The 25810-nt window shown below is 65.5% G+C and carries 25 protein-coding genes; 13 read left to right on the top strand and 12 right to left on the bottom strand.

The features are described from left to right. Positions 1–110: 110 nt before the first annotated feature. The 4 genes from pcaD to HNP48_RS13560 are packed head-to-tail and all read right to left on the bottom strand — an operon-like array spanning position 111 to position 3572. A complete protein-coding gene (pcaD, locus tag HNP48_RS13575) occupies positions 111–890 on the bottom strand; it encodes a 3-oxoadipate enol-lactonase (RefSeq protein ID WP_184857667.1) in 780 nt (259 codons plus the stop codon). Between the two features lie 38 nt (positions 891–928). Continuing rightward, positions 929–2134 carry a 3-oxoadipyl-CoA thiolase gene (gene pcaF / locus HNP48_RS13570; protein WP_184857665.1) on the bottom strand — a complete coding sequence of 402 codons (1206 nt, stop codon included), beginning with the start codon at positions 2132–2134 and terminating at the stop codon, positions 929–931. A 49-nt stretch (positions 2135–2183) separates the two neighbouring features. Then, entirely contained in the window at positions 2184–2843 is a 660-nt protein-coding gene (locus tag HNP48_RS13565; RefSeq protein WP_184857663.1) for a 3-oxoacid CoA-transferase subunit B, read from the bottom strand. Between the two features lie 27 nt (positions 2844–2870). Further along, entirely contained in the window at positions 2871–3572 is a 702-nt protein-coding gene (locus HNP48_RS13560; RefSeq protein ID WP_184857661.1) for a 3-oxoacid CoA-transferase subunit A, read from the bottom strand. Positions 3573–3706: 134 nt separating this feature from the next. Here HNP48_RS13560 and HNP48_RS13555 point away from each other — a divergent pair, with 134 nt between their 5' ends. Beyond that, positions 3707–4504, top strand: a complete 798-nt coding sequence (locus HNP48_RS13555; protein WP_184857659.1) for an IclR family transcriptional regulator — start codon at positions 3707–3709, stop codon at positions 4502–4504. 92 nt (positions 4505–4596) lie between these two features. Further along, positions 4597–7644 (top strand): VIT domain-containing protein, encoded by a 3048-nt coding sequence (locus HNP48_RS13550; RefSeq protein WP_184857656.1) that lies wholly within the window; start codon positions 4597–4599, stop codon positions 7642–7644. Positions 7645–7673: 29 nt separating this feature from the next. On the opposite strand, the gene HNP48_RS13545 is transcribed toward HNP48_RS13550, so the two are convergent. Then, complete coding sequence (locus HNP48_RS13545; RefSeq protein ID WP_260420219.1) at positions 7674–7901, bottom strand: hypothetical protein; 228 nt, start codon at positions 7899–7901, stop codon at positions 7674–7676. Between the two features lie 239 nt (positions 7902–8140). Here HNP48_RS13545 and HNP48_RS13540 point away from each other — a divergent pair, with 239 nt between their 5' ends. The 3 genes from HNP48_RS13540 (at position 8141) to HNP48_RS13530 (ending at position 9518) form a co-directional block, all read left to right on the top strand. Next, positions 8141–8437 (top strand): hypothetical protein, encoded by a 297-nt coding sequence (locus HNP48_RS13540; protein ID WP_184857655.1) that lies wholly within the window; start codon positions 8141–8143, stop codon positions 8435–8437. A 103-nt stretch (positions 8438–8540) separates the two neighbouring features. Next, positions 8541–8975: a DUF1841 family protein gene (locus HNP48_RS13535; protein WP_184857653.1), complete on the top strand. Its 435-nt coding sequence runs from the start codon at positions 8541–8543 to the stop codon at positions 8973–8975. Positions 8976–9053: 78 nt separating this feature from the next. Continuing rightward, positions 9054–9518 (top strand): hypothetical protein, encoded by a 465-nt coding sequence (locus HNP48_RS13530; protein ID WP_184857651.1) that lies wholly within the window; start codon positions 9054–9056, stop codon positions 9516–9518. A gap of 264 nt (positions 9519–9782) precedes the next feature. On the opposite strand, the gene HNP48_RS13525 is transcribed toward HNP48_RS13530, so the two are convergent. Further along, the gene (locus HNP48_RS13525) at positions 9783–10448 is read right to left on the bottom strand and encodes a cytochrome c (RefSeq protein ID WP_184857649.1); all 666 of its coding nucleotides are present in this window, start codon (positions 10446–10448) and stop codon (positions 9783–9785) included. A gap of 109 nt (positions 10449–10557) precedes the next feature. Between HNP48_RS13525 and HNP48_RS13520 the strand changes: the two genes are divergently transcribed. The 4 genes from HNP48_RS13520 to HNP48_RS13505 are packed head-to-tail and all read left to right on the top strand — an operon-like array spanning position 10558 to position 13566. Then, a complete protein-coding gene (locus HNP48_RS13520; RefSeq protein WP_184857647.1) occupies positions 10558–11412 on the top strand; it encodes a MoxR family ATPase in 855 nt (284 codons plus the stop codon). A 10-nt stretch (positions 11413–11422) separates the two neighbouring features. Continuing rightward, the gene (locus HNP48_RS13515; RefSeq protein ID WP_184857645.1) at positions 11423–11722 is read left to right on the top strand and encodes a hypothetical protein; all 300 of its coding nucleotides are present in this window, start codon (positions 11423–11425) and stop codon (positions 11720–11722) included. A gap of 5 nt (positions 11723–11727) precedes the next feature. Then, the gene (locus HNP48_RS13510; protein WP_184857643.1) at positions 11728–12342 is read left to right on the top strand and encodes a GNAT family N-acetyltransferase; all 615 of its coding nucleotides are present in this window, start codon (positions 11728–11730) and stop codon (positions 12340–12342) included. 36 nt (positions 12343–12378) lie between these two features. Then, on the top strand, positions 12379–13566 hold the full coding sequence (locus HNP48_RS13505; protein ID WP_184857641.1) for a VWA domain-containing protein: 1188 nt from the start codon (positions 12379–12381) through the stop codon (positions 13564–13566). Positions 13567–13614: 48 nt separating this feature from the next. On the opposite strand, the gene mnmH is transcribed toward HNP48_RS13505, so the two are convergent. The 4 genes from mnmH to HNP48_RS13485 form a co-directional block, all read right to left on the bottom strand. After that, on the bottom strand, positions 13615–14685 hold the full coding sequence (gene mnmH / locus HNP48_RS13500; RefSeq protein ID WP_184857640.1) for a tRNA 2-selenouridine(34) synthase MnmH: 1071 nt from the start codon (positions 14683–14685) through the stop codon (positions 13615–13617). Beyond that, positions 14682–15800: a selenide, water dikinase SelD gene (gene selD / locus HNP48_RS13495; RefSeq protein ID WP_184857638.1), complete on the bottom strand. Its 1119-nt coding sequence runs from the start codon at positions 15798–15800 to the stop codon at positions 14682–14684. Before selD ends, mnmH begins: the two co-directional genes overlap by 4 nt. Positions 15801–15906: 106 nt before the next feature. Then, positions 15907–16434, bottom strand: coding sequence for a GNAT family N-acetyltransferase (locus HNP48_RS13490; protein ID WP_184857636.1), 528 nt, complete (start codon positions 16432–16434; stop codon positions 15907–15909). Between the two features lie 152 nt (positions 16435–16586). Then, positions 16587–18257, bottom strand: coding sequence for a hypothetical protein (locus HNP48_RS13485; RefSeq protein ID WP_184857634.1), 1671 nt, complete (start codon positions 18255–18257; stop codon positions 16587–16589). 292 nt (positions 18258–18549) lie between these two features. Between HNP48_RS13485 and HNP48_RS13480 the strand changes: the two genes are divergently transcribed. After that, positions 18550–19395 carry a bis-aminopropyl spermidine synthase family protein gene (locus HNP48_RS13480; RefSeq protein ID WP_184857632.1) on the top strand — a complete coding sequence of 282 codons (846 nt, stop codon included), beginning with the start codon at positions 18550–18552 and terminating at the stop codon, positions 19393–19395. Beyond that, positions 19392–19949, top strand: a complete 558-nt coding sequence (locus HNP48_RS13475) for a hypothetical protein (RefSeq protein WP_184857630.1) — start codon at positions 19392–19394, stop codon at positions 19947–19949. The genes HNP48_RS13480 and HNP48_RS13475 overlap by 4 nt, the downstream gene beginning before the upstream one ends. On the opposite strand, the gene HNP48_RS13470 is transcribed toward HNP48_RS13475, so the two are convergent. Together HNP48_RS13470 and HNP48_RS13465 are read right to left on the bottom strand one after the other, a co-directional pair. Then, entirely contained in the window at positions 19950–20606 is a 657-nt protein-coding gene (locus HNP48_RS13470) for a hypothetical protein (RefSeq protein WP_184857628.1), read from the bottom strand. Further along, entirely contained in the window at positions 20603–21631 is a 1029-nt protein-coding gene (locus HNP48_RS13465; protein ID WP_184857626.1) for an ImmA/IrrE family metallo-endopeptidase, read from the bottom strand. Before HNP48_RS13465 ends, HNP48_RS13470 begins: the two co-directional genes overlap by 4 nt. A gap of 369 nt (positions 21632–22000) precedes the next feature. Here HNP48_RS13465 and HNP48_RS13460 point away from each other — a divergent pair, with 369 nt between their 5' ends. Together HNP48_RS13460 and HNP48_RS13455 are read left to right on the top strand one after the other, a co-directional pair. Next, positions 22001–22687, top strand: a complete 687-nt coding sequence (locus HNP48_RS13460) for a hypothetical protein (RefSeq protein WP_184857624.1) — start codon at positions 22001–22003, stop codon at positions 22685–22687. A 452-nt stretch (positions 22688–23139) separates the two neighbouring features. After that, entirely contained in the window at positions 23140–25800 is a 2661-nt protein-coding gene (locus HNP48_RS13455; protein WP_184857622.1) for a hypothetical protein, read from the top strand. Positions 25801–25810 lie beyond the last annotated feature (10 nt).

Genomic DNA, 25810 nt, shown 5'->3' with positions numbered 1-25810 from the left:
GGGGTGCTTCCTTCATCAAAAAACTCGGGGGTGGCCGGGCTTGCGCCCAGCCAGCGGGCGCCACACACGCCCTTCGGCGCGGTGGCAGGGGCGGTTGCGTTCGGTCTCGTTCAGGCCACGAAGGCGGCGAGCGCGGCGTCGAATTCGGCCGGGGATTCCAGGTTGGACAGGTGCGATGCCGGCAGCTGCACCAGCTGCGCACCGGGGATGGCGGCGTGCATGGCACGCGCATCGGCCACCGTGGTCACGGGGTCGGCCACGCCGGCAATCAACAAGGTGGGCACGGTGATGCGTGCGATGTCGGCACGCAGGTCGGCCTGGGCCAACGCGTCGCAGCAGGCGGCATAGCCCTCGGGGGCAATGCCGGCGATCCAGCCCTGGGCGCGGCGCACCAGCTCCGGCTGCGCGGCGGTGAAGCCCTCGGTGAACCAGCGGCTGGGCGACGATGCGGCCAGCTCGGCCATGGCGGCGGCGCCCTTCTCGCGCACCATGGCGGCGCGCGTGCGCCAGCCGTCTTCGGTGCCGATCCTGGCGGCGCTGTTGGCCACCACCAGGTGGCTCAGGCGGTGGCCGGCGTGCACGCCCAGCCACAGGCCGGTGAAGCCACCCATGGAGATGCCGCAGAAGCTCGCGCGCTCGACCTGCAGCGCATCGAGCAGCGCGATCACGTCACCACCGAGTTGCTCGAATGTGTACGGGCCCGGCGGCACCACGCTGCCACCATGGCCGCGCGTGTCGTAGCGCACCACGCGGTGGCGGGTGGACAGGCGCGCGGCCTGCGCGTCCCACATCTCCAGGGTGGTGCCCAGGGAGTTGGAGAGCACCAGCACAGGCGCGCCCTCGGGGCCGTCGATGGCGACGCGAAAGGCCCCGGCGGGGGTCTGCAACATGGTGGTGGTAGACGTGGGCACGGCCTGGGCTCCTGGCGTCAGACGCGCTCGAGAATGACGGCGATGCCCTGGCCCACGCCGATGCACATGGTGCACAGCGCGTAGCGGCCGCCGGTGGCGTGCAGGCGGTTCACGGCCGTGGTGGCCAGGCGCGCGCCGCTGGCACCCAGCGGGTGGCCCAGGGCAATGGCGCCGCCCCAGGCGTTCACGCGGGCGTCGTCGTCCTTGAGGCCCAGGGCGCGCAGCACGGCCAGGCCTTGCGCGGCAAAGGCTTCGTTGAGCTCGATCACGTCCATCTGGCCGATGGTCAGGCCGGTTTGGGCCAGCACCTTGAGCGTGGCGGGCGTGGGGCCAAAGCCCATGATGCGCGGCGCCACGCCGGCCGTGGCCATGCCCACCACGCGGGCGCGCGGGGTCAGGCCGTACTTGCCGGCGCTGGCTTCGTCGGCCAGCAGCAGGGCGCAAGCGCCGTCGTTCACGCCGCTGGCGTTGCCGGCCGTCACGCTGCCGTCAGGGCGCACCACGCCCTTGAGCTTGGCCAGCGCTTCCAGGCTGGTCTCGCGCGGGTGCTCGTCCTTGTCGACCACGATGGCATCGCCCTTTTTCTGGGGGATGGTCACGGGCGTGATCTCGCGCGCCAGGTGGCCGGCCTTTTGCGCGGCCACGGCGTTGAGCTGGCTGGCCAGGGCCATGCGGTCCTGCGCCTCGCGCTCGATGCCGAACTCCACGGCCACGTTCTCGGCCGTTTCGGGCATCGAATCCACGCCGTACTTGTCCTTCATCAGCTTGTTGATGAAGCGCCAGCCGATGGTGGTGTCGTACACCGCGTTGCTGCGGCTGAAGGCCGACTCGGCCTTGGGCATGACGAAGGGCGCGCGGCTCATGCTCTCCACGCCGCCCGCGATCATGAGGCCCGCCTCGCCGGCCTTGATGGCGCGCGCGGCCGAGCCCACGGCGTCCAGCCCCGAACCGCACAGGCGGTTGATGGTGGCGCCCGGCACGTCGATGGGCAGGCCCGCCAGCAGGCTGGACATGTGGGCCACGTTGCGGTTGTCTTCGCCGGCCTGGTTGGCGCAGCCGTAGAGCACGTCGGTCACTGCCGCCCAGTCCACCTTGGCATTGCGCTCCATCAGCGCCTTGAGGGGGATGGCGCCCAGGTCATCGGTGCGCACGCTGGACAGCGCGCCGCCGTAGCGCCCGAAGGGGGTGCGGATGGCGTCGCAGATAAAGGCTTGTTGGCTCATGGTCTTGTCTCCTGAGGATGGTTGTGAAAGCGGTGATGGGAAAAAGCGGTCAGGCAGCGGCAAGGAGCGGCAGGCCGACGAGGCGTTCCAGCTCTGCATGCGTGAGCCCGTCCACCATGTCGATGACCTGCACGCCCGCTGGCGTACATGCCAGTGTGCACAGGTCGGTGTAGATGCGCTTCACGCAGGCGACACCGGTGAGCGGGTAGGTGCAGGCAGCGACGACCTTGCTCGCGCCCTGCTTGGTCAAGAGGTCCATCATCACCCAGGTCTGCTTGGCGCCGATGGCCAGGTCCATGGCGCCGCCCACGGCGGGAATGGCGCCGGGCTCGCCCGTGCTCCAGTTGGCCAGGTCGCCCGTGGCAGACACCTGGAAGGCGCCCAGCACGCAGATGTCGAGGTGGCCGCCGCGCATCATGGCAAAGCTGTCGGCGTGGTGAAAATAGGCACCACCGGGCAGCAAGGTCACGGGCTGCTTGCCGGCGTTGATGAGGTCATAGTCCTCGCTGCCCGCGGCGGGCGCCGGGCCCATGCCCAGGATGCCATTCTCGCTTTGCAGAATAACTTCGCGCCCTGCGGGGATGTGGTTGGCAACCAGCGTGGGCTGGCCGATGCCCAGGTTCACGTAGGCGCCGTCGTGGATGTCCTGCGCCACGCGGCGGGCCAGGTCGTCTTTGCTGCGTTTTTGGTAGCTGGTGGAAGTGGTCATGGTGGTGTGCACTCGGTCCGCTGCTCGTTAAGCCGATTTCTTGATGCCGCCGGCCTGGGTGGCCACCCGGTCGATGCGCACCACATGGGTCACATGGATGCCCGGCGTGACGATGGCCTCGGGGTCCAGCGTGCCGAGTTCGGCGATCTCATGCACCGTGGCGATGGTGGTCTTGGCGGCGGTGGCCATCACGGGGCCGAAGTTGCGCGCCGACATGCGGTAGGTGAGGTTGCCCCAGCGGTCGCCCTTTTCGGCCTTGATGAGGGCCACGTCGCCGTGGATGGGGTATTCGAGCACGTAGTGCTTGCCGTTGATCTCGCGCGTCTCCTTGCCCGCCGCCAGCTCGGTGCCGTAGGCCGTGGGGCAGAAGAAGGCACCGATGCCGGCCCCCGCGGCGCGCAGGCGCTCGGCCAGGTTGCCCTGGGGCACCAGCTCCAGCTCCAGCTTGCCGCTGCGGTAGAGCTCGTCAAACACGTAGCTGTCCACCTGGCGCGGAAAGCTGCAGATGATCTTGCGCACCCGGCCCGCCTTGAGCAGCGCGGCCAGGCCGTGGTCGGCATTGCCGGCGTTGTTGTTGACCACCGTGAGGTCTTTGGCGCCCTGGGCGATGAGCCCGTCGATCAGCTCGCCGGGAATGCCGGCCGTGCCGAAGCCACCGATCAGCACCGTGGCGCCATCCTTCACCCCGGCCAGCGCCTGGGCCACCGAGTCCGCAATCTTGTTGATCATCGATCTGCTTTCCTGAGAATGGAGGCAAGCTGCGCGTTCGTTGTCTCGCGCCCGCAACTTCGCCTGGAAAATGCGCCCGCATTTGTTCGAATATAGAACAAATGTTCGCCAAAAGAATTATAGTCATGCCGACCATGAACGACCAAACCGCGCCCGCCAAAGACCCCAAACCCAGCGACAGCTACGTGCAATCCTTTGCGCGCGGGCTGGAGGTGATCCGCTCGTTCAGCGCCAGCGCGCCGCAGCAGACCCTGAGCGAGGTGGCCGCGCAGACCGGCCTCACGCGTGCCGGGGCGCGCCGCATCCTGCTCACGCTGCAGACGCTGGGTTATGTGGAGACCGATGGCCGGCAGTTCCGCCTTACGCCGCGCATCCTGGACCTCGGGTTTGCCTACCTGTCGTCGCTGCCCATCTGGAACCTGGCCGAGCCGGTGATGGAAGACCTGGTGGAGGAGGTGCGCGAGTCGTCCTCGGCCGCCGTGCTCGACGGCCTGGATATCGTCTACGTGCTGCGCGTGCCCACGCACAAGATCATGCGCACCAACCTGGGCGTGGGCTCGCGCCTGCCCGCGTGCTGGACGTCCATGGGCCGCGTGCTGCTGGCCGCCCTGCCCGACGAGGAACTGCAGCAGCGCCTCGAAGCCCACACCCTGCAGCGCTGGACCGAGCACACCGCCACCGACGTGCCCACCCTGCTCGCGCGCATCCGCCAGGCGCGCCAGCAGGGCTGGTGCCTGGTGAACCAGGAGCTGGAAGAGGGCCTGATCTCCATCGCCGCACCGCTCACCAACCGCACCGGCCAGACCGTGGCCGCGCTCAACATCAGCGGCCAGGCCAACCGCACGAGTGCCGAGGTGATGCAGGAAACCATGCTGCCCGCGCTGCTCAAGGCGGCGCGCACCATCTCGCGCATGATGGGTGCGCCGCGCTAGGGCCATCCCCCAAAAGGGTGCACACGCCACGGCACGCCGGGGCGGGCTTCGCGCGTATCGTGCGGGGTCTGTTCCACCCCGAGCGAGTGACCATGACGATGACCTTCGCGCCGGCCCCCCTGCGGCCGTACCGCACCTGGCAACGCCGCCTGCTGGGCGGCCTGTGCGCACTGGTGCTGCTGCCGCTTGCAGCCCCCACGCAGGCCCAGCGCACAGCGCCCCCGCCCCAGGTGCACGTACAGCCCCAGAGTCCCGTGCAGCCCCCACGCTTCCTCGCCTGGCAGGCACCCGAGGCCCGCACCCCCATCGAGCTGCGCCGAATGGACGTGCAGGCCACCATCGTCGGGCGCACGGCGGCCACGCGCATCGAGCTGGAGCTGTTCAACCCCAATGCACGCGTGCTCGAAGCGCAGCTGCAGTTCCCCCTGGCCGAGGGGCAGAGCGTGACCGGCTTTGCGCTCGACATCGAGGGCGAGCTGCGCCCGGCGGTGCCGGTCGAAAAAGCCAAGGGCCGCCAGGTCTTCGAGGACGTGACGCGCGCCCGCGTGGACCCAGCCCTGCTCGAATCGGTGGGCGGCAACCACCACCGCCTGCGCGTGTACCCGCTGCCTGCCAACGGCAGCCGGCGCGTGGTGCTGGAGCTCGCCGAGGTGCTGCCCAACGCCGCCGCGCCCGTGTGGCGCCTGCCAATGGGCCTGCAGGCACCGGCCGCGCGGCTCGATGTATCGGTGCGCGTGGCCGGCGTGGCGCCGGGCGGCATCAAGGCCCAGTTGGGCACGCTGCGCCTGCCGGCCCACGCCGAGGGGGCCGACGCGCGCATCACCCTGGCAAGCGCGCGCCACAGCCGCGGCGACGAGCTGCGCGTGCAGCTGCCCACCGCCCCCCAGGCGGCCCGGCCCCTGGTGGCCACGCAGCGCTTCGACGGCGCCAGTTACTTCTATGCCGAGCTGCCCGTGGCCGCACGCAGTGCCGAGCGCGCACGGCCCGAGCGCGTGGGCCTGGTGTGGGATGCCTCGGGCTCGGGCGCGGCGCGCGACCACACACGCGAGCTCGCGCTGCTCGACGCCTGGCTGCGCCGCCTGGGCACGGTGGAGGTGCTGCTGCAGCCCGTGCGCGACGTGGCCGGGCCCATCGAACGCTACAGCGTGCAGGGCGGCAACTGGTCGGCCCTGCGCGACCGGCTCAAGGCCATGGCCTACGACGGCGCCACCCAGGCCGCCGCACTGCGCGCACCCGAGGGCGTACAGATGGCGCTGGTCTTCAGCGACGGACTGGGCAACTGGGGCGCGGGCAATGATGCCACCGCCCTGCCCGCGCAGCCCGTGCCCACCTATGCCCTGAGCGCCAGTGCCGGCAGCAACGCGGCCGCGCTGCGCCGCATGGCCGAGGCCAGCGGCGGTAACTACCTGGATCTGCTGGCCGTGTCCACCACCCAGGCCCTCGACGCCCTGGCCCGGCAGGCGCCGCGCGTGCAGGTGACGGCCGCCGAAGGCGCCGACGACGTGGAGCTGGCCTCCACCCTGCCCGAGCAGGGCCGCATTGCGCTGGCCGGGCGCTTTACCGGGCCCGAGGCGGTGGTCACGCTGCAGTGGCCCCTGCCCGGAGGCAAAAGCGAAACGCGCAGCCTGCGCATCCAGGCGCCCGCTGCCGACGACGCACCGGCCAACCTGGCCACCGGCGTGGCCGCCCACCGCTGGGCCGCGCTGCGCATGGCGCGGCTCGAAGCCGAAGGCGAGCGCCAGCGCGCCGCCGTGCGCCGCCTGGGGCAGGCCTTTCGCATTGCCAGCCGCGAGACCTCGCTCATCGTGCTCGACACCGTGCAGGACTATGCACGCCACGGCATCGAGCCCCCGCCCGCGCTGCGCGCCCGCTGGGCCCAGTTGCGCACCGACAGCGCCAGCCGCGAGGCGGCCCGCAGTGCCGAGCAACTGGACCGCATTGCGCGCCAGTTCGGCGACAAGATCGCCTGGTGGGAGCAAGACTTCCCCAAGGGCGACCTACCCGCCAAGCCCAAGGAGGCCGCGGGCGAGGGCGTGAGGGCCGCAGCGGCGCCCACGGCCCAGTCGGCTGCACTGCCGCCCCCCGCTGCAGCCCCCATGGCCCAGTCGGCGCCCGCCCCCATGGCCCAGTCGGCGCCGGTCGCCAGCGGACAACCTGCATTGCGCATGGCCACCGCTGCGCCCGGTGGCCCTGCTGCCCCGCCCTCTGCCTCCATCCAGCTGCGCGCCTGGCAGCCCGATGCGCCCTACCTGCGCCGCCTGCGCGCTGCCGGCTCGGTGGAGGATATGGAGGCCATCTACCTTGACGAGCGCCCCTCGCACACCCACAGCACGGCCTTCTTCCTCGATGTGGCCGACCTGCTGTACGAGCGCGGCCACAGCGCCCTGGCGCGGCGCGTGCTCTCCAACCTGGCCGAGATGGAGCTGGAGAACCGCCATGTGCTGCGCATCCTGGCCTACCGCCTGCTGCAGGCGGGCGACACCGCCGTGGCCCTGCCCGTGCTGCGCAGCGTGCTCGCGCTGGCGCCCGACGAGCCCCAATCGTGGCGCGACCTGGGCCTGGCCCTCGCCAAGGCTGGCCAACACCAGGCGGCAGTGGACCAGCTGTGGCAGGTGGTTGCCAAGCCCTGGGATGGGCGCTTTCCCGGCGTGGAGCTGATCGCGCTGGCCGAACTCAACGCCATCGCCGCCCAGGCCCAGGCCCAGGCCGCGGGCCAGCCCGTGAACACCGCCGCCATGGACCCGCGCCTGCTGCGCAACCTGCCGCTGGACCTGCGCGCCGTGCTCTCGTGGGACGCGGACAACACCGACATCGACCTCTACGTGGAAGACCCGAACGGCCAGCAGGCCTACTACGGCCACCGCCTCACCACCCAGGGCGGGCGCATGTCGGCCGACTTCACGGGCGGCTATGGCCCTGAGGAGTTTTCACTCAAGCACGCCAAGCCCGGCACCTACACCGTGCGCGCCCGCTTCTTCGGCCACAACCAGCAGTTGGTGACCCCGGCCACCACGCTGATGCTGCGCCTCTCCACCGGCTTCGGCACGCCCGCGCAGAAGGACCAGGACGTGGTGCTGCGCCTCACGGGCCGGGGGGATGTGGTGACGGTGGGGAGTTTTACGATTGGGCCGCGGCCGTGAGGGCCGGGGCCTGCATCGCCCCAGTTGCCTCAATTGCGCTTGAACCCCAGCACCAGCACCACCGCACCCAGCGCCATGGCGCCCACGCTCAGCCACTGGGGCACGTTGACGGCCTCTTTCTCCTGCACCTTGAGCTCCAGCGGGCCGAGCTTGGCCTGGGTGGTCTCCTTGGTGAAGCTGAAGCCGCCGGTGAAGAAGCCAGCCAGGCCGGCCACCAGCAGCAGGGCCCCGATGATGCGCATTGCGTTGTTGTTCATGGCAGTTTCCTTGGTGGTTTGTCTTGGGATGTAGCGCGCGGTGACCAACTGTGTGTGTCCCCGCGGCTCCAATGTAGGTTCGGGCCCGGGCGGGCCTCGTAGGACGGATGCGCACCGCCCTGTGCAGCAAATTCGCCAGCCGGCCTGCACGCGGGGCACCGCCTGGCCCCAAAAACCGCGCGCCGGGCGCTGGTAATTTGGCGCTACCACTTGCCGCGCCAGGCTGCTAGATTGGGCCGATGACGTCCCTTCCAGGCCCCCGCTCGCCGGGCCTCGCGGTACTCTTTTTTGCGTGCTGCGCGGCCATCACGGCAACCACCACCACTGCCGCCACGGATGACAACGCCGTGGTGTTCACCCTGTACCGCAACAGCGCCGTCAATGGCGCGCTGCGCATGCATGTCGCCACCTTCGACGCGGCAGACGGCAAAACCTACAACCAGACCAACTGCAACGCCGCGGCCGACCTGTTCGAGGGCCAGCCGGGCGTGAAAACCCGTTTCTGGTGCGAACCCGGTAGATTCAAGGCGCGGTAGGTAGACGACCCCAGCCCCTTGGCTGGCGGCCCCTCGGGCGAGCACCGCCCCATACCCCCGCGCCCCACCCCGGCACGCGCTGCGTGCTACCCTGCGGGCCATCATGTTCAACCCGTCCCAAGCCGACGTGCGCCGCTTTCTCTGCGGGGTGCACGCCAAGTCACAGGCCGGTGCACCCATGGAGGCCATCGAGACCCTGGCCAGCCTGTGGATCGCCGAGCACCCCGAGTACCACGCCGATCTGTCCGACGCCGAGGCCGCCGTGGCCCGCAACTACGACGAGACGCCCGACCGCACCAACCCGTTTCTGCACCTGTCCATGCACCTGTCGATCAGCGAGCAGTGCAGCATCGACCAGCCGCGCGGCATTCGCCAGGCGGTGGAGCTGCTGGCCAAGCGCCTGGATTCGCTGCACGATGCCCACCACGCCACCATGGAGTGCCTGGGCCAGATGCTGTGGGAGAGCCAGCGCTCGGGCCGCCCGCCCGATGGCAACGCCTACATCGCCGCCGTGCAGCGCCGCGCCACGCGCGATTGATGAGCTGAGGCACGGCAGACACGGCACCATCGCCGGCTGCCATTTTTTGGAGACCCCGTTGCGGGACCTGCGCCCCCCATGCTCCACTACCTGTTCCATGCATCCACGGTCCCCTGGCAAGACCAGTTGCTGTACGCCGGCCTCATCGTCGCGATCATTGCCCTGGTTTTTGGGGGCCTGTGGTGGCGCAAACGCGCGGCGCGCCCCCGGCAGGGCGACTTTGCCGCCCTGGTGAAGCAAGGCAACGTGGCGCAGGCGCTGGCCGCGCAGGCCGCAGCCAGCCCGCTGCAAGATGCGGCCGACGCATGGCAGCAAACCCAGCGCACCCTGGAGAACGCCAAGTCCGGCGTGCAGCGGCTCCTGGCCTTGGTGCTGGCACTGCTCAGCGGCTTGCTGTGTGCCATCAGCGTGTCGGCCGTGATCAGCTACGCCTGGAAGTTCCCCGCGGTGGATTGGGGCCTGTTGGCCTTTTACGCTGTGCTCGGCGCTGTGTGCGCCTGGTTCACCCGCGTGCAATGGCGGGATTTTCGCGGGCGTGAATAGACAGATAGGCGCGCCACCTGGAGCGGGTGACGCTTGCTGCATCGAACCCCCTTCAAAAGGGCCTCGGTGTAAGGCTCCTGCTGAAATGGCCCCCCATGCAAAAAGCCCGCAACTGCGGGCTTTTTGCATTTCTGAGATCCGAGATTTACTCAGAGCGGATAACAAAACTCAGCGAAGCGGTTCTGGCTAGGCGCTGGGTCGCAGGCAGTACGAGTAGTACGACAAGACGCAGCAACAACGCCAGAAGAGTTTTGTTAGCCGCTCTCAGCGGAAGCGCGATTGCGGCACCGTGTGCATGTCACCTTCCAGGCTGCCCAGGTAGTTGGCCAGGGCCTTGAGTTCGGCGTTGGTGAACTGCTTGGCCACGCCGGCCATGATGGCGTTGCTGCGGCCCACATTGGCGTTCTTCTCGGCCTTGTACGACTTGAGCGCCACGAACAGGTAGTCCGCGTGCTGGCCCGCGATGTGGGGGTAGGATGGGTCGATGGGCTTGGCGAAGTTGTCGCCATGGCACGAAACGCAGGCACCCTTCTTGAGTAATTCGGCCACTTGCACGCTGGGTTCGCGCTTGGGCTTGGCGGGCAGCTCGGCGGCGCCGGCCTTGCCGTGCTGGGCGTAGTAGGCGGCCACGTCGGCGATGTCCTGGTCGGTCAGCGAGTCGGCAATGCCGCGCATGGTGGGGTGCTTGCGGTCGCCCTTGCGGTAAGCGTCGAGTGCGGAAGCGATATAGGCGCCGCTCTGGCCCGAGATCATGGGCACCTTGTGGATTTCAGGAAAGCTGGCCTGGTAGCCGGGGATGCCATGGCAGCCGATGCACATGGCAATCTTCTTTTCTCCCGCCTTCACATCGCCCTTGGTCTCCTGGGCGTGGGACAGAGCCGTCACGGAAGCGACAGCCAGGGCAAATATCGTGGTCAACGTCTTGTTCATTTTGCGCGCACAATCTCGTGGAAGTTCAACTCTACGGCTCTGCTTAACCGGCTGATTATAGCCAGCGCCTGTCAAGCCCATTCATCAACGATCCGGTGTTTTCCCTGCCATGAAATTCCAAGGTTCCCAGAATTACGTTGCCACCCAAGACCTGATGCTGGCCGTGAATGCCGCCATCACCCTGCAGCGCCCGCTGCTCATCAAGGGCGAGCCGGGCACCGGCAAGACCATGCTGGCCGAAGAGGTGGCCAAGGCGCTGGACATGCCGCTGCTGCAGTGGCACATCAAGTCCACCACCAAGGCCCAGCAGGGCCTGTACGAGTACGACGCGGTGAGCCGCCTGCGCGACAGCCAGTTGAACGATGGCGACAGCGCCGAGCGCGTGAAGGACATCCGCAACTACATCGTGCAGGGCGTGCTGTGGCAGGCCTTCACGGCCGACCGCCCCGTGGCCCTGCTGATCGACGAGATCGACAAGGCCGACATCGAATTCCCGAACGACCTGCTGCGCGAAATCGACCGCATGGAGTTCTACTGCTACGAAACGCGCGAACTCATCCGCGCCAAGCACCGGCCGCTGGTGTTCATCACCTCCAACAACGAGAAAGAGCTGCCCGACGCCTTCTTGCGCCGCTGCTTCTTCCACTTCATCAAGTTCCCTGAAGCCGAGACCATGCGCCAGATCATTGGCGTGCACTTCCCCACGCTCAAGGGCGACCTGCTCAGCGTGGCGATGAAGACCTTCTACGACGTGCGCAACCTGCCCGGCCTCAAGAAGAAGCCTTCCACCAGCGAGCTGCTCGACTGGCTCAAGCTGCTGGTGGCCGAAGACATTCCGCTCAGCGCCCTGCAAAGCGCCGACAACAAGGTGGCCGTGCCCCCGCTGGTGGGCGCGCTGCTGAAAAACGAGCAGGACGTGAGCCTGTTTGAAAAACTGGTCTTCATGAACCAAAGGAACCGTTGAACGGGCCACCATGAGCCAGCCCACCCCGCCCACCACCCCCTCGCTCATCGACGGCGTGGCCGACGCCATCGGCTTTGTCGGCGGCGCGCTGGCCGGCTTCTGGCTGGGCCAGCTCGCGGGCTTCGACATCTTTGCGCCGGGCTACGGCACCAAGGCCCTGCTCGGCATTGCCCTGGTGGGCCTGGGCGGCGGCCTGGGCCTGCACGCCGCGCGGCGCTGGCAACAGCAACGGCGCCAGAAGCTGCAGGCTGATCAACAACAAGCGCAGCAATCACAACAGCAGCAACCGCCCGCCAAGAAGAAGAAATAACCGCCATGAGCAGCAGCAGCCCCCAGCCCTCCCCCTTCGTGCAAGCCGTCACCCTGCGCGACCACGGCCTGCGCCTGGAACCCCTGGCCCTGGGCCATGAAGAGGGCCTGAAGGCCGCCGCAGCCGATGGTGAACTGTGGACCCTGCGCGTGACCTCGGTGCCCGAGCCCCAGACCACGCGCGCCTACATCGAAACGGCGCTGGCCACGCGTGACCGTTTTGCCTTTGCCGTGATCGATGAGGCCACGGGCACCGTGCTGGGCACCAGCAGCTACCACGACATCCTGCCCGCCGTGAAGCGCGTGGAGATCGGCTACACCTGGTACCGCCAGAGCGTGCAGCGCAGCCATGTGAACACCACCTGCAAATTGCTGCTGCTGGGCCACGCCTTCGACACCCTGGGCTGCAACGTGGTGGGCTGGCGCACCGACAACTACAACTTTGCATCGCAGCGCGCCATCGAGCGCCTGGGCGCGCACAAGGACGGCGTGATCCGCGGCCACGCCCTGCGCCGCGACGGCACCATCCGCGACACCGTGATGTACAGCATGCGCGCCGGCGAATGGGCCGAGGCCCGCGCCCAGCTGTTGTACCTGCGCGCACGCCGCGAGACGACCTGACCGCCTGACCCTGCCTGACCGAGGAGGCACCCCACCATGCTCATCGACTTCTTCTACACCCTGCGCGCGGCCAAGCTGCCCGTGTCGGTCAAGGAATACCTGACCCTGCTCGAAGCGCTGGACGCCGGCGTGGTGGGCCCCCGGTCGGACGACGCCTGGAGCCTGGACGATTTTTACAACCTTTCGCGCCTGACCCTGGTCAAGGACGAGAAGCATTACGACAAGTTCGACCGGGCCTTTGGCGCCTACTTCAAGGGCGTGGAAATGCTGGCCGACTTCACCAAGGAAGTGCCCGCCGACTGGCTGCGCAAGATCCTCGAAAACGAGCTCACCCCCGAGCAAAAGGCCGCCATCGAAAAGATGGGCTGGGACGAGCTGATGGAGACGCTCAAAAAGCGCCTCGAAGAGCAGAAAGAGCGCCACGAGGGCGGTAACAAGTGGATCGGCACGGGCGGCACCAGCCCCTTTGGCCACGGCGGCTACAACCCCCAGGGCGTGCGCATTGGCGGCGCCGGCAAGAACAAGAGCGCCGTCAAGGTGTGGGAGCAGCGCGCCTACAAAGACTACGACGACCAGCAGGAGCTGGGCACGCGCAACATCAAGGTCGCGCTGCGCCGCCTGCGCAAGTTTGCGCGCGAAGGCAACGACCTGGAACTGGACCTGCCCGACACCATACGCAGCACGGCCGCCAATGCCGGCTACCTCGACATCAAGATGGTGCCCGAGCGCCACAACAACGTGAAGGTGCTGCTGCTCATGGACGTGGGCGGCACCATGGACGAGCACGTGCAGCGCGTGGAAGAACTGTTCAGCGCCGTGAAGGGCGAGTTCAAGCACCTGGAGTTCTATTACTTCCACAACTGCGTGTACGACTACATGTGGAAGAACAACCGCCGCCGCTTTGCCGAGAAGTTCCCCACCTGGGACATCATCCGCAAGTACAACAAGGACTACAAACTCATCTTCGTGGGCGACGCCACCATGAGCCCGTACGAGATTTTGCAGCCCGGCGGCAGCGTGGAATACAACAACGAAGAACCCGGCGCCGAATGGATCCAGCGCCTGACCCACGCCTTCCCCAAGTTCGCCTGGATCAACCCCGAGCCCCAGGGCGTGTGGCAGTACCGCCAGAGCATCAGCATCATCCAGCAGCTGGTGGGGAACCGGATGTACCCGCTGTCGCTCAAGGGGTTGGAAGAGACGATGCGGTTGTTGTCTAAGTGAGGGGGTGGGGCCCAGCGCTGGCCCTGCCCTGCCCAGCCCGCCCTGCGCTCAGGCGGGCGCCGTGGCCGCCCCACCGGGCCATGCCGCCGCCACCCGCTGCGCCAGCGCCTCGATGCCCTCTGCGCTCAGGTCGTCGGCCGGCACCACCTGCCGGCCTGCCCAGGCCTTGAAGTACGCCCGCTGCGACCGCGCATACGAGGGGTCGTAGTGCAGCGTGGCCAGCGCCTCGAACAGCTGGGGCAACTGGCGCGCGTGGGCCATGGCCTGCCAGGCCGCAATGGTGGCGTTGCCGTGCAGGGGCTTGAGCGGGTCGAGCTGGTCTGCCAGCCACTGCGGGCGCTCGCCCAGGTAGGCATAGTCGCGCAGCAGGTACTCCACGCGCGCGGCGGTGCTGGCCTGCAGTTCGATGCAGGGGCTGGCGCGCATGCGCTCAGCCAGCGGCGTGGGCAGGGTGAGCCGGCCGATGCGGCGGCCTTCGCCTTCCACATACAGCGGGCGCGCGGCGTCCACGCGCTCCAGCACGCTGGCAATGGCGGTCTCGAAGGCGGTCTGCGAGGGCTGCTCCACGCCCGGCAGCGCACCCAGCAGCGAGCCTTTGTGCCGGGCCAGGCCCTCCAGGTCCAGCACCTGCTGGCCCTGGGCCGCCAGGGTGTGCAGCAGCCGCGTCTTGGCGCTGCCGGTAGCGCCGCACACCACCACCAGGGGCAGGCTGGGCGAGCGCTGTTCGATGGTGTCGATGACATGGCGGCGCCAGGCCTTGTAGCCGCCCGCCAGTTGCTGCGCGTCCCACCCCACCAGGCGCAGCCAGGCGGTCATGGAGCCGCTGCGCAGGCCGCCGCGCCAGCAGTAGACCAGCGGCTTCCAGCTGGGCGGCTTGTCGGCCAGCGGGCCCTGCAGGTGGCGCGCCAGGTTGGCGGCCACCATGGCCCCGCCCACACGCCGCGCCTCGAAGGCGCCGACCTGCTTGTACAGGGTGCCCACAATGCGGCGCTCCTCGTTGCCGAGCACCGGCAGGTTGATGGCGCCGGGGATGTGGTCGATGGCGAACTCGGCCGGGCTGCGCGCGTCGATGAGGGTGTCGAAGGCGTGCCGGTCGTGCACGCGCGTAGGCTCCTTCATGGCGCCACCGTGAGGCGGGTGGCGGAGCCGCCAGCCGTTTCTTCTCCGTCGCCGCCCGTGGCCAGTGCTTCCATGCGGCCCACCACCGCGGCATCGGCAAAGCCCTGCTCGCGGAAGGTGCGCAGCACCGCATCGACCGCCTGCGGCGCGCAGCTCACCAGCAGGCCGCCGCTGGTCTGGGGGTCGGTGAGCAAGGCCTGGGCGTGCGCGGGCAGGCCCGGGGCCAGCGCCACCTCGGCGCCATAGCCCTCCCAGTTGCGGCGCGATGCCCCGGTGACGGTGCCTTGCGCGGCCCAGGCCTCCACGCCCGACAGCAGCGGCAGGCGCTGCCACTCCAGCACCGCGTGCAGGTTGCCGGCGCCGCGCGCCATCTCCAGCGTGTGGCCGGCAATGCCGAAGCCGGTCACGTCGGTCAGCGCGTGCACGCCGTCCAGCCCGGCCAGCGCCATGCCGGGGGTGTTCAGGCGCGTGGTGGTGTCCACCAGGCAGGCGTAGCCGGCATCGTCGAGCAGGCCCTTCTTGAGCGCGGCAGACAGCACGCCCACGCCCAGCGGCTTGCCCAGCACCAGCACATCGCCGGCGCGCGCATCGCGGTTGCGGCGCACGCGCGCAGGGTGCACCAGGCCCAGCACCACCAGGCCGTAGATGGGCTCCACCGAGTCGATGGTGTGGCCCCCGGCAATGGGAATGCCCGCCGCGCGGCACACCGACTGCCCGCCTTCGAGCACCCGCCCGATCACCTCCACCGGCAACTGGTTGACCGGCATGGCCACAATGGCCAGCGCCATGATGGGGCGCCCGCCCATGGCATACACATCGCTGATGGCATTGGTCGCCGCAATGCGCCCGAAATCGAACGCATCGTCCACGATGGGCATGAAGAAATCGGTGGTGGCAATGAGCGCCTGTTCATCGTTGAGCTGGTACACGGCGGCATCGTCGGCCGTCTCGATGCCCACCAGCAGCTCCGGCGGCAACACCATGCCCGCCGCCCCGCTCCCGCGCAGGATCTCGGAGAGCACGCCCGGCGCAATCTTGCAGCCGCAGCCACCGCCGTGGGAGAACTGGGTGAGGCGGATGGGGGTGGTGGTAGGGGAAGTGGTGGTGGTGCTCATCGTTGTCATGGAGAAGTGGGGGGCGCCGGGCTTGCTGCGCCTATTGTGGCGCCTGTGGTTTGGCGCTCTACCTGAGCCATGCGCGCGCGCCTTCCCGCCGCAAGGGTCAGAGCGCAACCCGGTACGCCACCTCTTGCAGCGGATGGCCAGTGAGATGGCTGGTCGTGCGCACCGCGCCGCTGGCCCGAAACCCGCACGCCTCGTACAGCCCCCGCGCGGCCGCGTTGCTGTGAATGCACCACAGCTCGACCACGGCGACCCCCTGCTGCGCCCGGGCATCCACCAGCGCCTGCCGGACCAGTTGTTGACCCGCGCCTTTGCGCCAGTGCAGGGGGTGCACATTCAGCGCCCACAGCTCCACGGTGGATGCAGGGCTCGCCACCACCGCATACCGCGGCTTGCCCACGATGGAAAACGCCACCGGCTGGCCCTCCACACCATCGTCCACCACGCGCAGCGTGAAGGGCGGCGGCTCTGCACCCAGCGCCGCACGCAGCCCGTCCAGGTTCGCACCCGGGTCCAGCGCATCGAGGTACGCATCCGGCATGGCGCCCCGGTAGGCCGCCTGCCAGGCCGCCACGCGGATGGCGCCGATGGCGGCTGCGTCGTCGGGGGTGGCGGTGCGGATGGGCATGGGGGTTGAAAGGAGATTGTTGGAAGTGCGGGCAGTATGGAGCCGAGCGTTGCCTGAACTCAGGGGGCGTTTCGCCGGAGCCGAGCACGCCCGAAGGCAGCAGGCTCCAAATATCCGGGACAAGCCATCTCGACTAAAGATGTGGGCATAGCTCAGCTTGCACGATTGTCTAGGTGCGAGGGGAGCCAGCCGACAACTACCACCTGCTCGTCTTCATCCCAAAAGAAATACAACCGAAATCCAAAGCGACGATCACGGGAATCGCTGCCTTTAAGATGTCGATCAAGTGGCCGCCGAGTCCCTCCGTATTGAACTGAGTACAAGTCAGCGGCATATTTGACCCCGTCACCTGTAGCACTCTCTTCAAGTTGAAGCTGCGCAAGCGCTTCTGCATACGCTTCCCGTTGACCGGGCGTGGCTTGGATCCTCATCGGCACATAGTGATCCCTGAGAAGAAGCAATGTTCGATAGATGAATGCAGGCTCGTGATACTCCGATTTTCGGACACCTTGATATGCACGATTTGTAATTTCGACAGAACCTACGAGGTGCTCACGACACCATTCGGCAAACGTATCCAAGGTCTCAGGAATTGGCGTACTCTGTGACTCATCGCCCTCCGCTAGACGCGCCTCCAGCAAGCGAATACGGTGCAATCGCTCCAGCGCTTGAGCTTTCGCAGCATTCGCCGCGTTTACTGCCAGATCGCGCTCGATATCTGCTGTGGACAGCAATCCGTCGTATTGCTCCTTCTGTTCTTTTAGCTCCTTGCGCAACTGCTCGTTATCTTGTTCGTACAACCGGGCAAGCTCAGCGTCCGATCCGCCTGCACTTCTCAGCTTAGAGCGTTCTGCATAGGCCGCAATTTGGCGCACTGTGTTGAAGGCGGGGAGACTCTCCTCACGATGAGCACCACTGACTGAGCTAGCAAGAGACTGATTGACCATCCATCGCTCGAACGAAGGCGGGCCTGATTCATCCCAGCTAGCGATGCGATTCGGTAACGCAAACGGATGATTCGAAGGCTGATCGATCCACGCACGAAACCCAGGCCGATAGGTTCTTACCGCCTCGTGAAAGACCGAGAGTTCGCGACCAACGCTGTCAGTAAGGGCGAAGCTTGCCCGAGAGGTGAGCGCAAAAACATGTGCAACTCCAAGCAACTTAGAGTGCAGCTCTACAGCTGAGGCTGCCGCATCTCCTGGGTCACTAGACCCTTCCGGGAGCGCAAGAACAATAACGTTAGATTGGCGCGTTGGGTCTTCGAGAAGGGTCACAAGATTGGCCACGTCATCGTCACTCGAAAGAACTTTCAACTCTTGGCGAAGAGCAACCCCATCGAGTTCCGCCGGCCCCGAAGAAATCACAGTTCTGACGAAACCAGGAATTGATCTCTCAAACGCCTCATCAGCGCCGCGAGTAGTACAAATGAGCCTGGCGCCAAAAAGTATGTCTCCGCTTGGATCGATGCCGACCCCAATCTCGGTGATCCAAGTTCTCTGGGGAACGTTCTTGTCAGCATCGTCAAGGCGCGCAGCCCAATACTTGGGATCTTGTAACGCTACACCGGCTGCTCGCTGTGAGCCTATAGCCGACAGTTCGAATGACTGGCGTTGCCACGCTACGGCAGGAAGAGCCTTTCCAGCTCGTCGATTTATCCAACGCAGAATCTCATCGACCGTTGCTGCGAATCTATCAACGCCCGGCACCGGCTTGAGTCGAAGTGTGACCTGACTTACAGGCCGGATGACCGAGCGCCCCTCCCTCAGTTTTGCTGCTATCGGCGTCAGCAACTCTCGAGCATCTCTAGATTGAGTATTCATGTGTCAGTAGGCAATGTTGCCCAGCCTCTTATGGATCTAAATTCGCATCGGGCCGTCTCCAGCACCAACGCCCCACGGACGATCTCACACACTTTAAACGCTACTAGCTCTACAGGGCGAGCACCTTCTTGCAAGACCAACGTACTGCTACTGCGCCCAAGTCTTTTCAATTGATGCGAGTCAAGCACACATACACTTGAGCGTAGAAGATTAGCTATTGAAGGTAACTTTTCGCTTCACTTCATCTTTTTCTCTCGGTAGGATTCAAACAAAGCCGAACCCAGGAGACCCTATGGCAAAGTCGAGCAGCCCACTCGATCTGCGTCGAGCTATCAACGCTGTTTCAGACGTCATCCAGAACCGCCCCCAACCCATTCGCGAGTTTGACCAGATTTACATGAAAGCCGGGGACATGGTTTTGCAAACCAGTCTCATTGCCCAGCGATTTGCCGGCCGGAAGCTTCTTTTCATGGGAGATGGCGACAGCATCAGCCTGTGCTTGGCTTACCTTGTCAAGCGGGAGGTCCTGCAGGAGGGGCCAGAGAAAATTCTCGTCCTAGACTTTGATGAGCGCATGGTCAATGCAGTCGAGCGATTCGCAGATCGTGAGGGCATCTCGAACCTGATCCAGTCTAGGCTCTATAACTGCATCGACAAGCTACCTGAAGAGCTTCTTGGACAGTTCAACGCGTTCTACACCAACCCCCCCTGGGGGGCACACAACGACGGTGAAAGCGTGAAGGTCTTCATGGAGCGCTGCATGGAGGCGTCTTCGGTTGATGCAGTCGGGGCAATCGTGATTGCTGACGACCCAGGCGTGGCTTGGTCGCAAAAAGTTTTGTCAGAGACGCAGCAGTTTGCGTTGGCTGGGGGCTTTTATGTCCAAGAGATGCAGACAAATCTGCATGAATACCACCTGGACGACGCACCCGACCTGCGCTCGTGCAATCTGTTCTTACGCTCTCTACCAGACCGCACGCTTGTAGCGAAGAGCTATGACCTGCATGACAGCCGGCTAGAACATTTTTACGGTCGCTCCCAAAATCTGAGAGTTCGATATGTCCGGGAGACCAATCGAGTCGACTATGGCAAAGCCTTTAAGGACACATACAGCCTTGAACTTCCGGAGAAATCATGAACGTGTTGAAGCCCGGTGACTCGTTTTTGTATATGAAAGTCGGTGTGCATGCCAACGAGTCGCTCCAGGACATCATCGAGCGAAAGCGCAAAGAGATTGCACAAGCTGGCATGTCTTTCTGGGGATACGGCGGCAGCAGCTGTCATCCATTCAATGCGGTACAGCCTTTCGTCAGAGAAGTGACGAAAGGTGGCACAACCGTGCGCTTGCTCATGCAGGAAATCACTTCAAGGCACTTCGCTGTTGGAGAGGCACAGGAGTACAGCCCCGATGGAAAGAACTACTACCCAGTGCCAACAGGGGTGAAGGTACTAGGCTCCCGCTATGCGCTGGTGCTGACCAGTCTGGATGAAATCAATGAATCAGTGTCTCTGGCTGACACAGCTGTCGGCATTGGCCGAAAGGTAGGTGTGAGTGGGTCTCAATACATTCGCGGGCACGTCGACAAAGCTTGCCTTGTCTATAAGCCAGGTACAGGCACAGCTACGGGGCCTGACATACCTTTGCGACTATCCGCGAAGATGGCAGAGCCATTTGCCGTGGTCTTGCGATAGCTAGAGAACCTTGAGCCATCCCGGAGCAGGCTCTTCAATGTGATCCTTAATGACAAGGTCCAACCCGGCAATGAAGCCCCGCTCCCCATGCTTTGCCGTTTGGTCATAAACAAAGGAAATCGTGTCATCAGCCCTTGGTGAGGAACTGACCGCTTTGCGCACTCGTGCGAGGCGGCCTTCACTGCACAACTTCTGGAATATCTGCTCCAAGCAGATGCATCGCCCCCGAAGCTGTGACATCGGAGCCCAGATGCCCTCAAAGGCAGGAAAATCTCTAATTGCTTTCTTATCGCCAGTGCAAAGATCAAGATCACCGCGGCAGACAGCGACAACACACAGAGCAAGCTCCCCACCCTGAATGTCCAGTCCAGCGGTCAGCACAGCGGCCATGAGTTGCGTCGAGATTCTCGCCTCTTCAGGCGTCATTTCCAATTCAGTAATTGATTGCAGGGCATTCTGAAGACGATCCGACTCTGCTTGGCCAGCCGTCAAGCGGCTACGTCGCTGCGGGTCCGCTCGGCCCATATAGCGAAGCATGACTTTCAAAGAGCCGACCTGCGCTGGGGTTACGCCGATCGCGGCCAAGCCATCGACGTAAGCATCCATCTTGGAGAGCTTTATGACAACGTCGTTGTCTATCAATACGGTCACGCTCATATCGTGGCTACCGCTTTTAGGTACGCAAGCGCCTGCGCGTCATCGCCGGTAGTGGTGAGTTGCTGCCATAGGATGCGATTCACCAGCGTTGCAGGTTTCTCTTCCTGCTGCGGCAGGAGTTTCGCTGCGGCGAAAGCCAGAGGCCACTCACGCGTGGAGTAGCCGAATGACATGACGATGTGACCTGGATCGATGTTCAACCGCTGGCCGGTCTGCATTGCATGACTGGCCAGTTCTCGAGCCGTTCCAACGGAGTTATGAGATGACTCGCCATGGCCTCGCATGACGGAAAAGCTGTGCTGGCCTGTCAAAAGCGCCTGTGCATACTCATCAGCAGCCCGCTCCTCGTCATCATCAATGAGCTCATCGACATGGTTGGCCGGGTCATACGGGTCTGCATCAATGATTGCACCAGCGCCGTTCAAGTGCCCCAGAGCAATGTGACCTAGCTCGTGCGCGACATGAAACATGTACTGAGCATCCAACCCGGACTCCCGAGCAACCAAGATGGCATGTCGCTCGCCGAGCCGTACGGCGATGGCGGTAACGCCTTTGGTTTGCGCAGGAAACAGTCGAAGGTGCAGAACCGGCACGCCAAGAGACCAACATGCAGCAATCACATCGCCAAAAGACACAAATGGCCGGCCGAACATCAATGCGCGACGAAGCGCAAGAGGGTCCGCAGGCACCGGTCTTGTAGAGGAGGAATCGAGCATCGACAGAAGGATGCGTCCGACGCCCATTGAAAAGCCAACCAATGCATCACGGCGCGGCCCCTCTGCCAAGCGCATATGCTTGAACTTGGTGGGGCCCGTGTGCAGAAAGCCGACGGGCACGCCATCATCTAGCAGGGTCTGCGGGTCGAGATTCAGTCGCCTCGCCAACAATAACGAAGCAAGGGTCCGCGCCGACAGCGAATCGTTGTCTTCTGGAACCCACCAGTCGGGGATGGAAGCGTCAACAAGCGTCTGGGGCAGGCCTATGCCCAGTAGCTTATTGACTAACTTGTCTTCGATATTTGCCATCGTATTCACCCCCTCGCAATACGTGCTGCTGCGCCTGCGGCACGAATCATCGCCGCCAATGCCTGTGCGTGTTCTGGTGTGCCATTCCACACCTCCCGAATTGCCGATACGAGGGCTGGGTCATCGACCGGCAGGGGGAGCGTTGACTGCGCACTCTCCCGAACACCATCTGCATAAATGCATAACTTCTTGAATGCACCTCCAAGCCTTTCCGGACAATTCGATAGCAATCTGGAAACTGCAGGCTGACTGACCCCCGAAGCTTTTGCTATTTCGGGCTGCGTCATCCTGGTAGACAGAAGGGTAAACCGCATTTCTTCCCAGCGCACCTTGATTGAAGCACTCATCGGCGCTATGATAAACGAATAAATGAATATTTTCGAACTAAATATGAATGGAGGGTCTATGGTGCCAAACCACTTTTGCTGGACTCGCTTTGGAACAGAAGCAGGCGAAGGCATCGGAACCATTCTTGCCCGCAAGGAGCGTGAGCGCCTAGCTACAAATGGCATGTTCCTATGGGGCATTGGCAACAGTGTGGGTCCGGCAATAAGGGAACTGGTACTGCTGGAAAAGCGGCCGATGGTGTTGTTCTCGCCGATGCGTAGCAAGCCCAAAACCATAGATGTCGCACCGAGTGGAATTCTTCAATGGACTTACGCCCAGGGCCTCGACGGCTCGGAGTGGCCCATTCCAGACGGCATCAATGTCACGAGTCGTCAGGGCAGTGAAGGTGGCCGAGACAAGCGCTCGCATTTCGCGCTTGTGTGCAAGTCCTCCGCTCCCATTGTTCCGCTCAACGCGGAAAGCTTGGTGTATGAGCAATTGGTGAACTTGCGCAGCAAAAACAAATTGGGAGCATCACAAGTTACCGCAGTTGTTCAGCGTGTCGAAACTGAATTGACGACAAGCACTCACTACCCTGTGGCGTTCAGCGCCGAACTGGTTTATCCGTATTTCGTCCGACTTGAACGGCCGGTCAACCCTTCGGCTCAACTCCCAAGGTCGAGGGGAATAGCGGCCAGTGGCTATCAGCCATCTCTTCTGGCAGCCTAGCCCGGTGCGTCGAGGATGAAGAGGTTTATGCGCAGCCACTCTTGCGCATTGCTGTTTCTAAACGCCTGCACAGCGATCGGCGTTGCTGCTGCAGAGCGTCTTCGCCCTCCATCTAGCCGGAGGGGAATGCCCGACATGCAAGTTTGCACTCCCGACAGGGAGTGCGAAACGCTTTAACGATAGCGCCACCTTCATAAAGAATGAACGCCTGCCTCAGACAGGCGATCCGTTAGCTTTAGCGTGCTGCATGGGCAACTCCCACAACGGCAGCCAACACGTGACGGCTATCACCGCCTCGCCTCTGCCTGCACCTCACAATGGCCGCCACAACACAGCGACAGAGAGGCGAGGCAATGACGACAGCGACGACCATCCCAAGGCGACTACCGCCTGAACAGCAGCACCGCGCCCGCGCGTGGCGGCACAGCCTACCGCTGCTCGCCCCCGCCCTGTTGCTCCTCTGCGCAGCCACCCTCCCCTCACTGCAGGCCCAAGCCCAAACCCTCTCCACCGGCGCCCGCCACGGCCTCGCCCTGCAGGCCGATGGCAGCGTGCTGGCCTGGGGCGACAACCGGCAGGCGCAGTTGGGCCAGGGGCGCACGATTTATGCGGCCAAGGCGCGGGAGATTGCCTTGCCGGCCAAGGCCACCATGGTGCGCACCAACCGCACCTCGGCCCTGGTGCTGGATGCCGATGGCAATGTGTGGAGCTGGGGCACCAATCTGCGGGGTGAGTTAGGCGATGGCACGCACACCGACCGGTCTGTGCCGCAAATCATCTTTCGCGGGGCAACGTTCATCGCCAACGGCGGGGAGTGGGGGCCTTCGTTCGTGATCGACCAAGACGGCCAGCCCTGGTGGTGGGGGCCGTTGCCCAATGGCGTGAACACCCCGGTGGATGCCACTGTGCCGCAGCGGGCCACCACCACGCGCGTGCCGGCGCGGCTGGTGCGGGTGCAGCAGCAGGGGCTCACCACGGTGGCGCTGGACGACCAGGGCGTGGTCTGGTCCTGGGGCGAGGGGGTGGCGTGTGCGGCGTCGCCCGGCTATTCGCAGCCGGTGGCCATGCGCGATGTGCCGCCGGTGGTGGATTTGCTGGTGTCTGCATCGGCCCCGGTGTCGGACCGGTGGAACTACCTGCCCAACCAGCGGCCGGTGTCGCGCATCACGGCCAAGACGGCCGATGGCACGCTGTGGACCTGGGGCACCGACCCGGTGTACCCGAGCCAGACCACGCTGCCGCCACCACCCAAGACGTATTGCCCGCCCGTGCGCCAGCCCAGCACGGCGTATGACCCGTTCGACCGTTATCGTGACACGGTGCACCCGGACATGCTGCGCGCCGGGGTGCAGATCAAGACCATCATGGTGGGGGGCGATGGCTACCTGGGCCTGACGGCCGAGGGCGACCTGTGGGAGTGGCGCAATGTGAGCCCGTACGAAACGCCGGGCTGGCAGATTGCACTGCGCAAGCTGGCGAGCAATGTGGTGGATGCCAGCAGCTCCCGCACGGAGCAGCGGGGCCTGGCCTCGGTCATCATGTACATCACGCGCGATGGCAAGCTGCATGCGCTGGGCTCCAACACGGGCGGGCACCTGGCCACGCCGGCGGGCGAGCTGGAGTCGGCCGCCAGCCCGCGCAAGGTGGCGCTGCCCGGGCCCGCGGTGAGCGTGCACGCCAGCGGCACGGGCAGCCATGCGCTGCTGCAGGACGGGCGCATTTTTGCCTGGGGCGATGGGGCCACGCAGTACGACCCGAGCGCCAACTTCATCGCGGGCATTCCGCCGCAGGTGCCCACGCAGGTGGTGCTGCCCACGCCGGTGGCCGTGCAAAAGCTGGCCACGGCGCTGGGCCAGTGGCTGGCGGTGGACGCCAATGGCAAGGTGTGGAGCTCGGGCGGCTGGGGCATATGGCCCATCACGCACAGGCGCCCGGTCATCGTGGGCGAAGCGTCGGGCATGCCGCTGGCGCGCGATGTGGCGGTGGGCGGCAATGGGCGCGGGCTCATCCTGGGGGTGGATGGGTCGGTGTGGCGCATTGGCAGCAATGGCGGCACGGGCTACCTGCCGCCCGGCACCGATATCCTGAGCCCAGCCGCAACCGTATGGCGGTACACGCCGGTCAAGATCATTGGCCTGCCCAGCACCATCGTGCAGGTGGCCACGGTGGACGATGGCTACGGCGCCTCGTATGCGCTGGATGCAGCGGGCCAGGTGTGGTTCTGGGGCAACCGCATGAACAGCGGCATTGCCGGGGTGGATGGCCGCGCGCTGCCCTCGGCCGAGTGGCTGGTGATGGATCCCATCGTGCTGCCCATGCCGGGCAAGGCGGTGTCCATCCACGGCGGCGAGTTCAACGCCTGCGCGGTGCTGCAGGACGGCACGGCCCAGTGCTATGGCAAGCTGTTCAACAACCACTTGGGCCGGCGCCTGCGCATGCACGCGCCGATCGTGGCGGTGTCCATGGGAATGGACGAGGACAAGGCTGGCATCGTCACCTACGCCCAGCGCGGCGGCTCGGTGCACCTGCGCCTGGCCGATGGCACGGTGTGGGCCCTGGGCCAAGGCCGCTATGGGCAGTTGGGCACAGGCGCCTACGCCAGCGTGGCCGAGCCCGTGCCCGTGGCAGGCGAGGCCGGCCGGGGCGAGTTGGATCTGGCCCCCGCCACGCCCAACGTGCCCACCACGGCCGGCAACGGCACCGGCCAGCGCCCGCCGTTTCGCGTGAACATGGCACTGGCGGGCAACCCTCGCAGCCTGGCCTTCAACGGCGAGGTGTTTGGCAGCGCGGGTACGCCGGCCGGTGCCAATGTGTACGCCCTGGCCACCCTGGGCGTGCCGCGCCCGGGCAGCACCTGGCTGCAGCTCGACGCACAAGGCCACTGGAGCCCGCTGGGCTGGCCCGTGCCGGCCCTGGCCAGCAATGCGCAGCTCAGCAGCGAGGCGCAGGCCCTGCCCCTCACCCTGCTGCCGCGCCTGGACGGCCCGGGCCTGGAGGGGCTGCGCCTGTTCATCGGCTATGGCAGCGACGTGGACGAGATGCTGCGCGCAGGGCGCTTTCGCGAGGTGCTGGAGCTGGGGCCGGATTTGGGAGCGCTGACGCCATCGTATTGAGAGCGGCCAA

Origin of the sequence: Acidovorax soli (assembly GCF_014207955.1) — a bacterium.
GTDB lineage: Bacteria > Pseudomonadota > Gammaproteobacteria > Burkholderiales > Burkholderiaceae_C > Acidovorax > Acidovorax soli_A.
The sequence above is the reverse complement of the archived record's forward strand: the minus strand, read 5'-3'. Positions and strand labels throughout refer to the sequence as shown.

Coding starts and splice junctions, on each gene's coding strand:
- HNP48_RS13560 (WP_184857661.1), bottom strand. CDS start 3,572: ATGATCAACAAGATTGCGGACTCGGTGGCCCAGGCGCTGGCCGGGGTG.
- HNP48_RS13525 (WP_184857649.1), bottom strand. CDS start 10,448: ATGAACAAGACGTTGACCACGATATTTGCCCTGGCTGTCGCTTCCGTG.
- HNP48_RS13550 (WP_184857656.1), top strand. CDS start 4,597: ATGACGATGACCTTCGCGCCGGCCCCCCTGCGGCCGTACCGCACCTGG.
- HNP48_RS13510 (WP_184857643.1), top strand. CDS start 11,728: ATGAGCAGCAGCAGCCCCCAGCCCTCCCCCTTCGTGCAAGCCGTCACC.
- mnmH (WP_184857640.1), bottom strand. CDS start 14,685: ATGAAGGAGCCTACGCGCGTGCACGACCGGCACGCCTTCGACACCCTC.
- HNP48_RS13555 (WP_184857659.1), top strand. CDS start 3,707: ATGAACGACCAAACCGCGCCCGCCAAAGACCCCAAACCCAGCGACAGC.
- HNP48_RS13465 (WP_184857626.1), bottom strand. CDS start 21,631: ATGGCAAATATCGAAGACAAGTTAGTCAATAAGCTACTGGGCATAGGC.
- HNP48_RS13545 (WP_260420219.1), bottom strand. CDS start 7,901: ATGAACAACAACGCAATGCGCATCATCGGGGCCCTGCTGCTGGTGGCC.
- HNP48_RS13460 (WP_184857624.1), top strand. CDS start 22,001: ATGAATATTTTCGAACTAAATATGAATGGAGGGTCTATGGTGCCAAAC.
- HNP48_RS13535 (WP_184857653.1), top strand. CDS start 8,541: ATGTTCAACCCGTCCCAAGCCGACGTGCGCCGCTTTCTCTGCGGGGTG.
- HNP48_RS13530 (WP_184857651.1), top strand. CDS start 9,054: ATGCTCCACTACCTGTTCCATGCATCCACGGTCCCCTGGCAAGACCAG.
- HNP48_RS13480 (WP_184857632.1), top strand. CDS start 18,550: ATGGCAAAGTCGAGCAGCCCACTCGATCTGCGTCGAGCTATCAACGCT.
- selD (WP_184857638.1), bottom strand. CDS start 15,800: ATGAGCACCACCACCACTTCCCCTACCACCACCCCCATCCGCCTCACC.
- pcaF (WP_184857665.1), bottom strand. CDS start 2,134: ATGAGCCAACAAGCCTTTATCTGCGACGCCATCCGCACCCCCTTCGGG.
- pcaD (WP_184857667.1), bottom strand. CDS start 890: ATGTTGCAGACCCCCGCCGGGGCCTTTCGCGTCGCCATCGACGGCCCC.
- HNP48_RS13565 (WP_184857663.1), bottom strand. CDS start 2,843: ATGACCACTTCCACCAGCTACCAAAAACGCAGCAAAGACGACCTGGCC.
- HNP48_RS13520 (WP_184857647.1), top strand. CDS start 10,558: ATGAAATTCCAAGGTTCCCAGAATTACGTTGCCACCCAAGACCTGATG.
- HNP48_RS13475 (WP_184857630.1), top strand. CDS start 19,392: ATGAACGTGTTGAAGCCCGGTGACTCGTTTTTGTATATGAAAGTCGGT.
- HNP48_RS13515 (WP_184857645.1), top strand. CDS start 11,423: ATGAGCCAGCCCACCCCGCCCACCACCCCCTCGCTCATCGACGGCGTG.
- HNP48_RS13540 (WP_184857655.1), top strand. CDS start 8,141: ATGACGTCCCTTCCAGGCCCCCGCTCGCCGGGCCTCGCGGTACTCTTT.
- HNP48_RS13505 (WP_184857641.1), top strand. CDS start 12,379: ATGCTCATCGACTTCTTCTACACCCTGCGCGCGGCCAAGCTGCCCGTG.
- HNP48_RS13485 (WP_184857634.1), bottom strand. CDS start 18,257: ATGAATACTCAATCTAGAGATGCTCGAGAGTTGCTGACGCCGATAGCA.
- HNP48_RS13490 (WP_184857636.1), bottom strand. CDS start 16,434: ATGCCCATCCGCACCGCCACCCCCGACGACGCAGCCGCCATCGGCGCC.
- HNP48_RS13470 (WP_184857628.1), bottom strand. CDS start 20,606: ATGAGCGTGACCGTATTGATAGACAACGACGTTGTCATAAAGCTCTCC.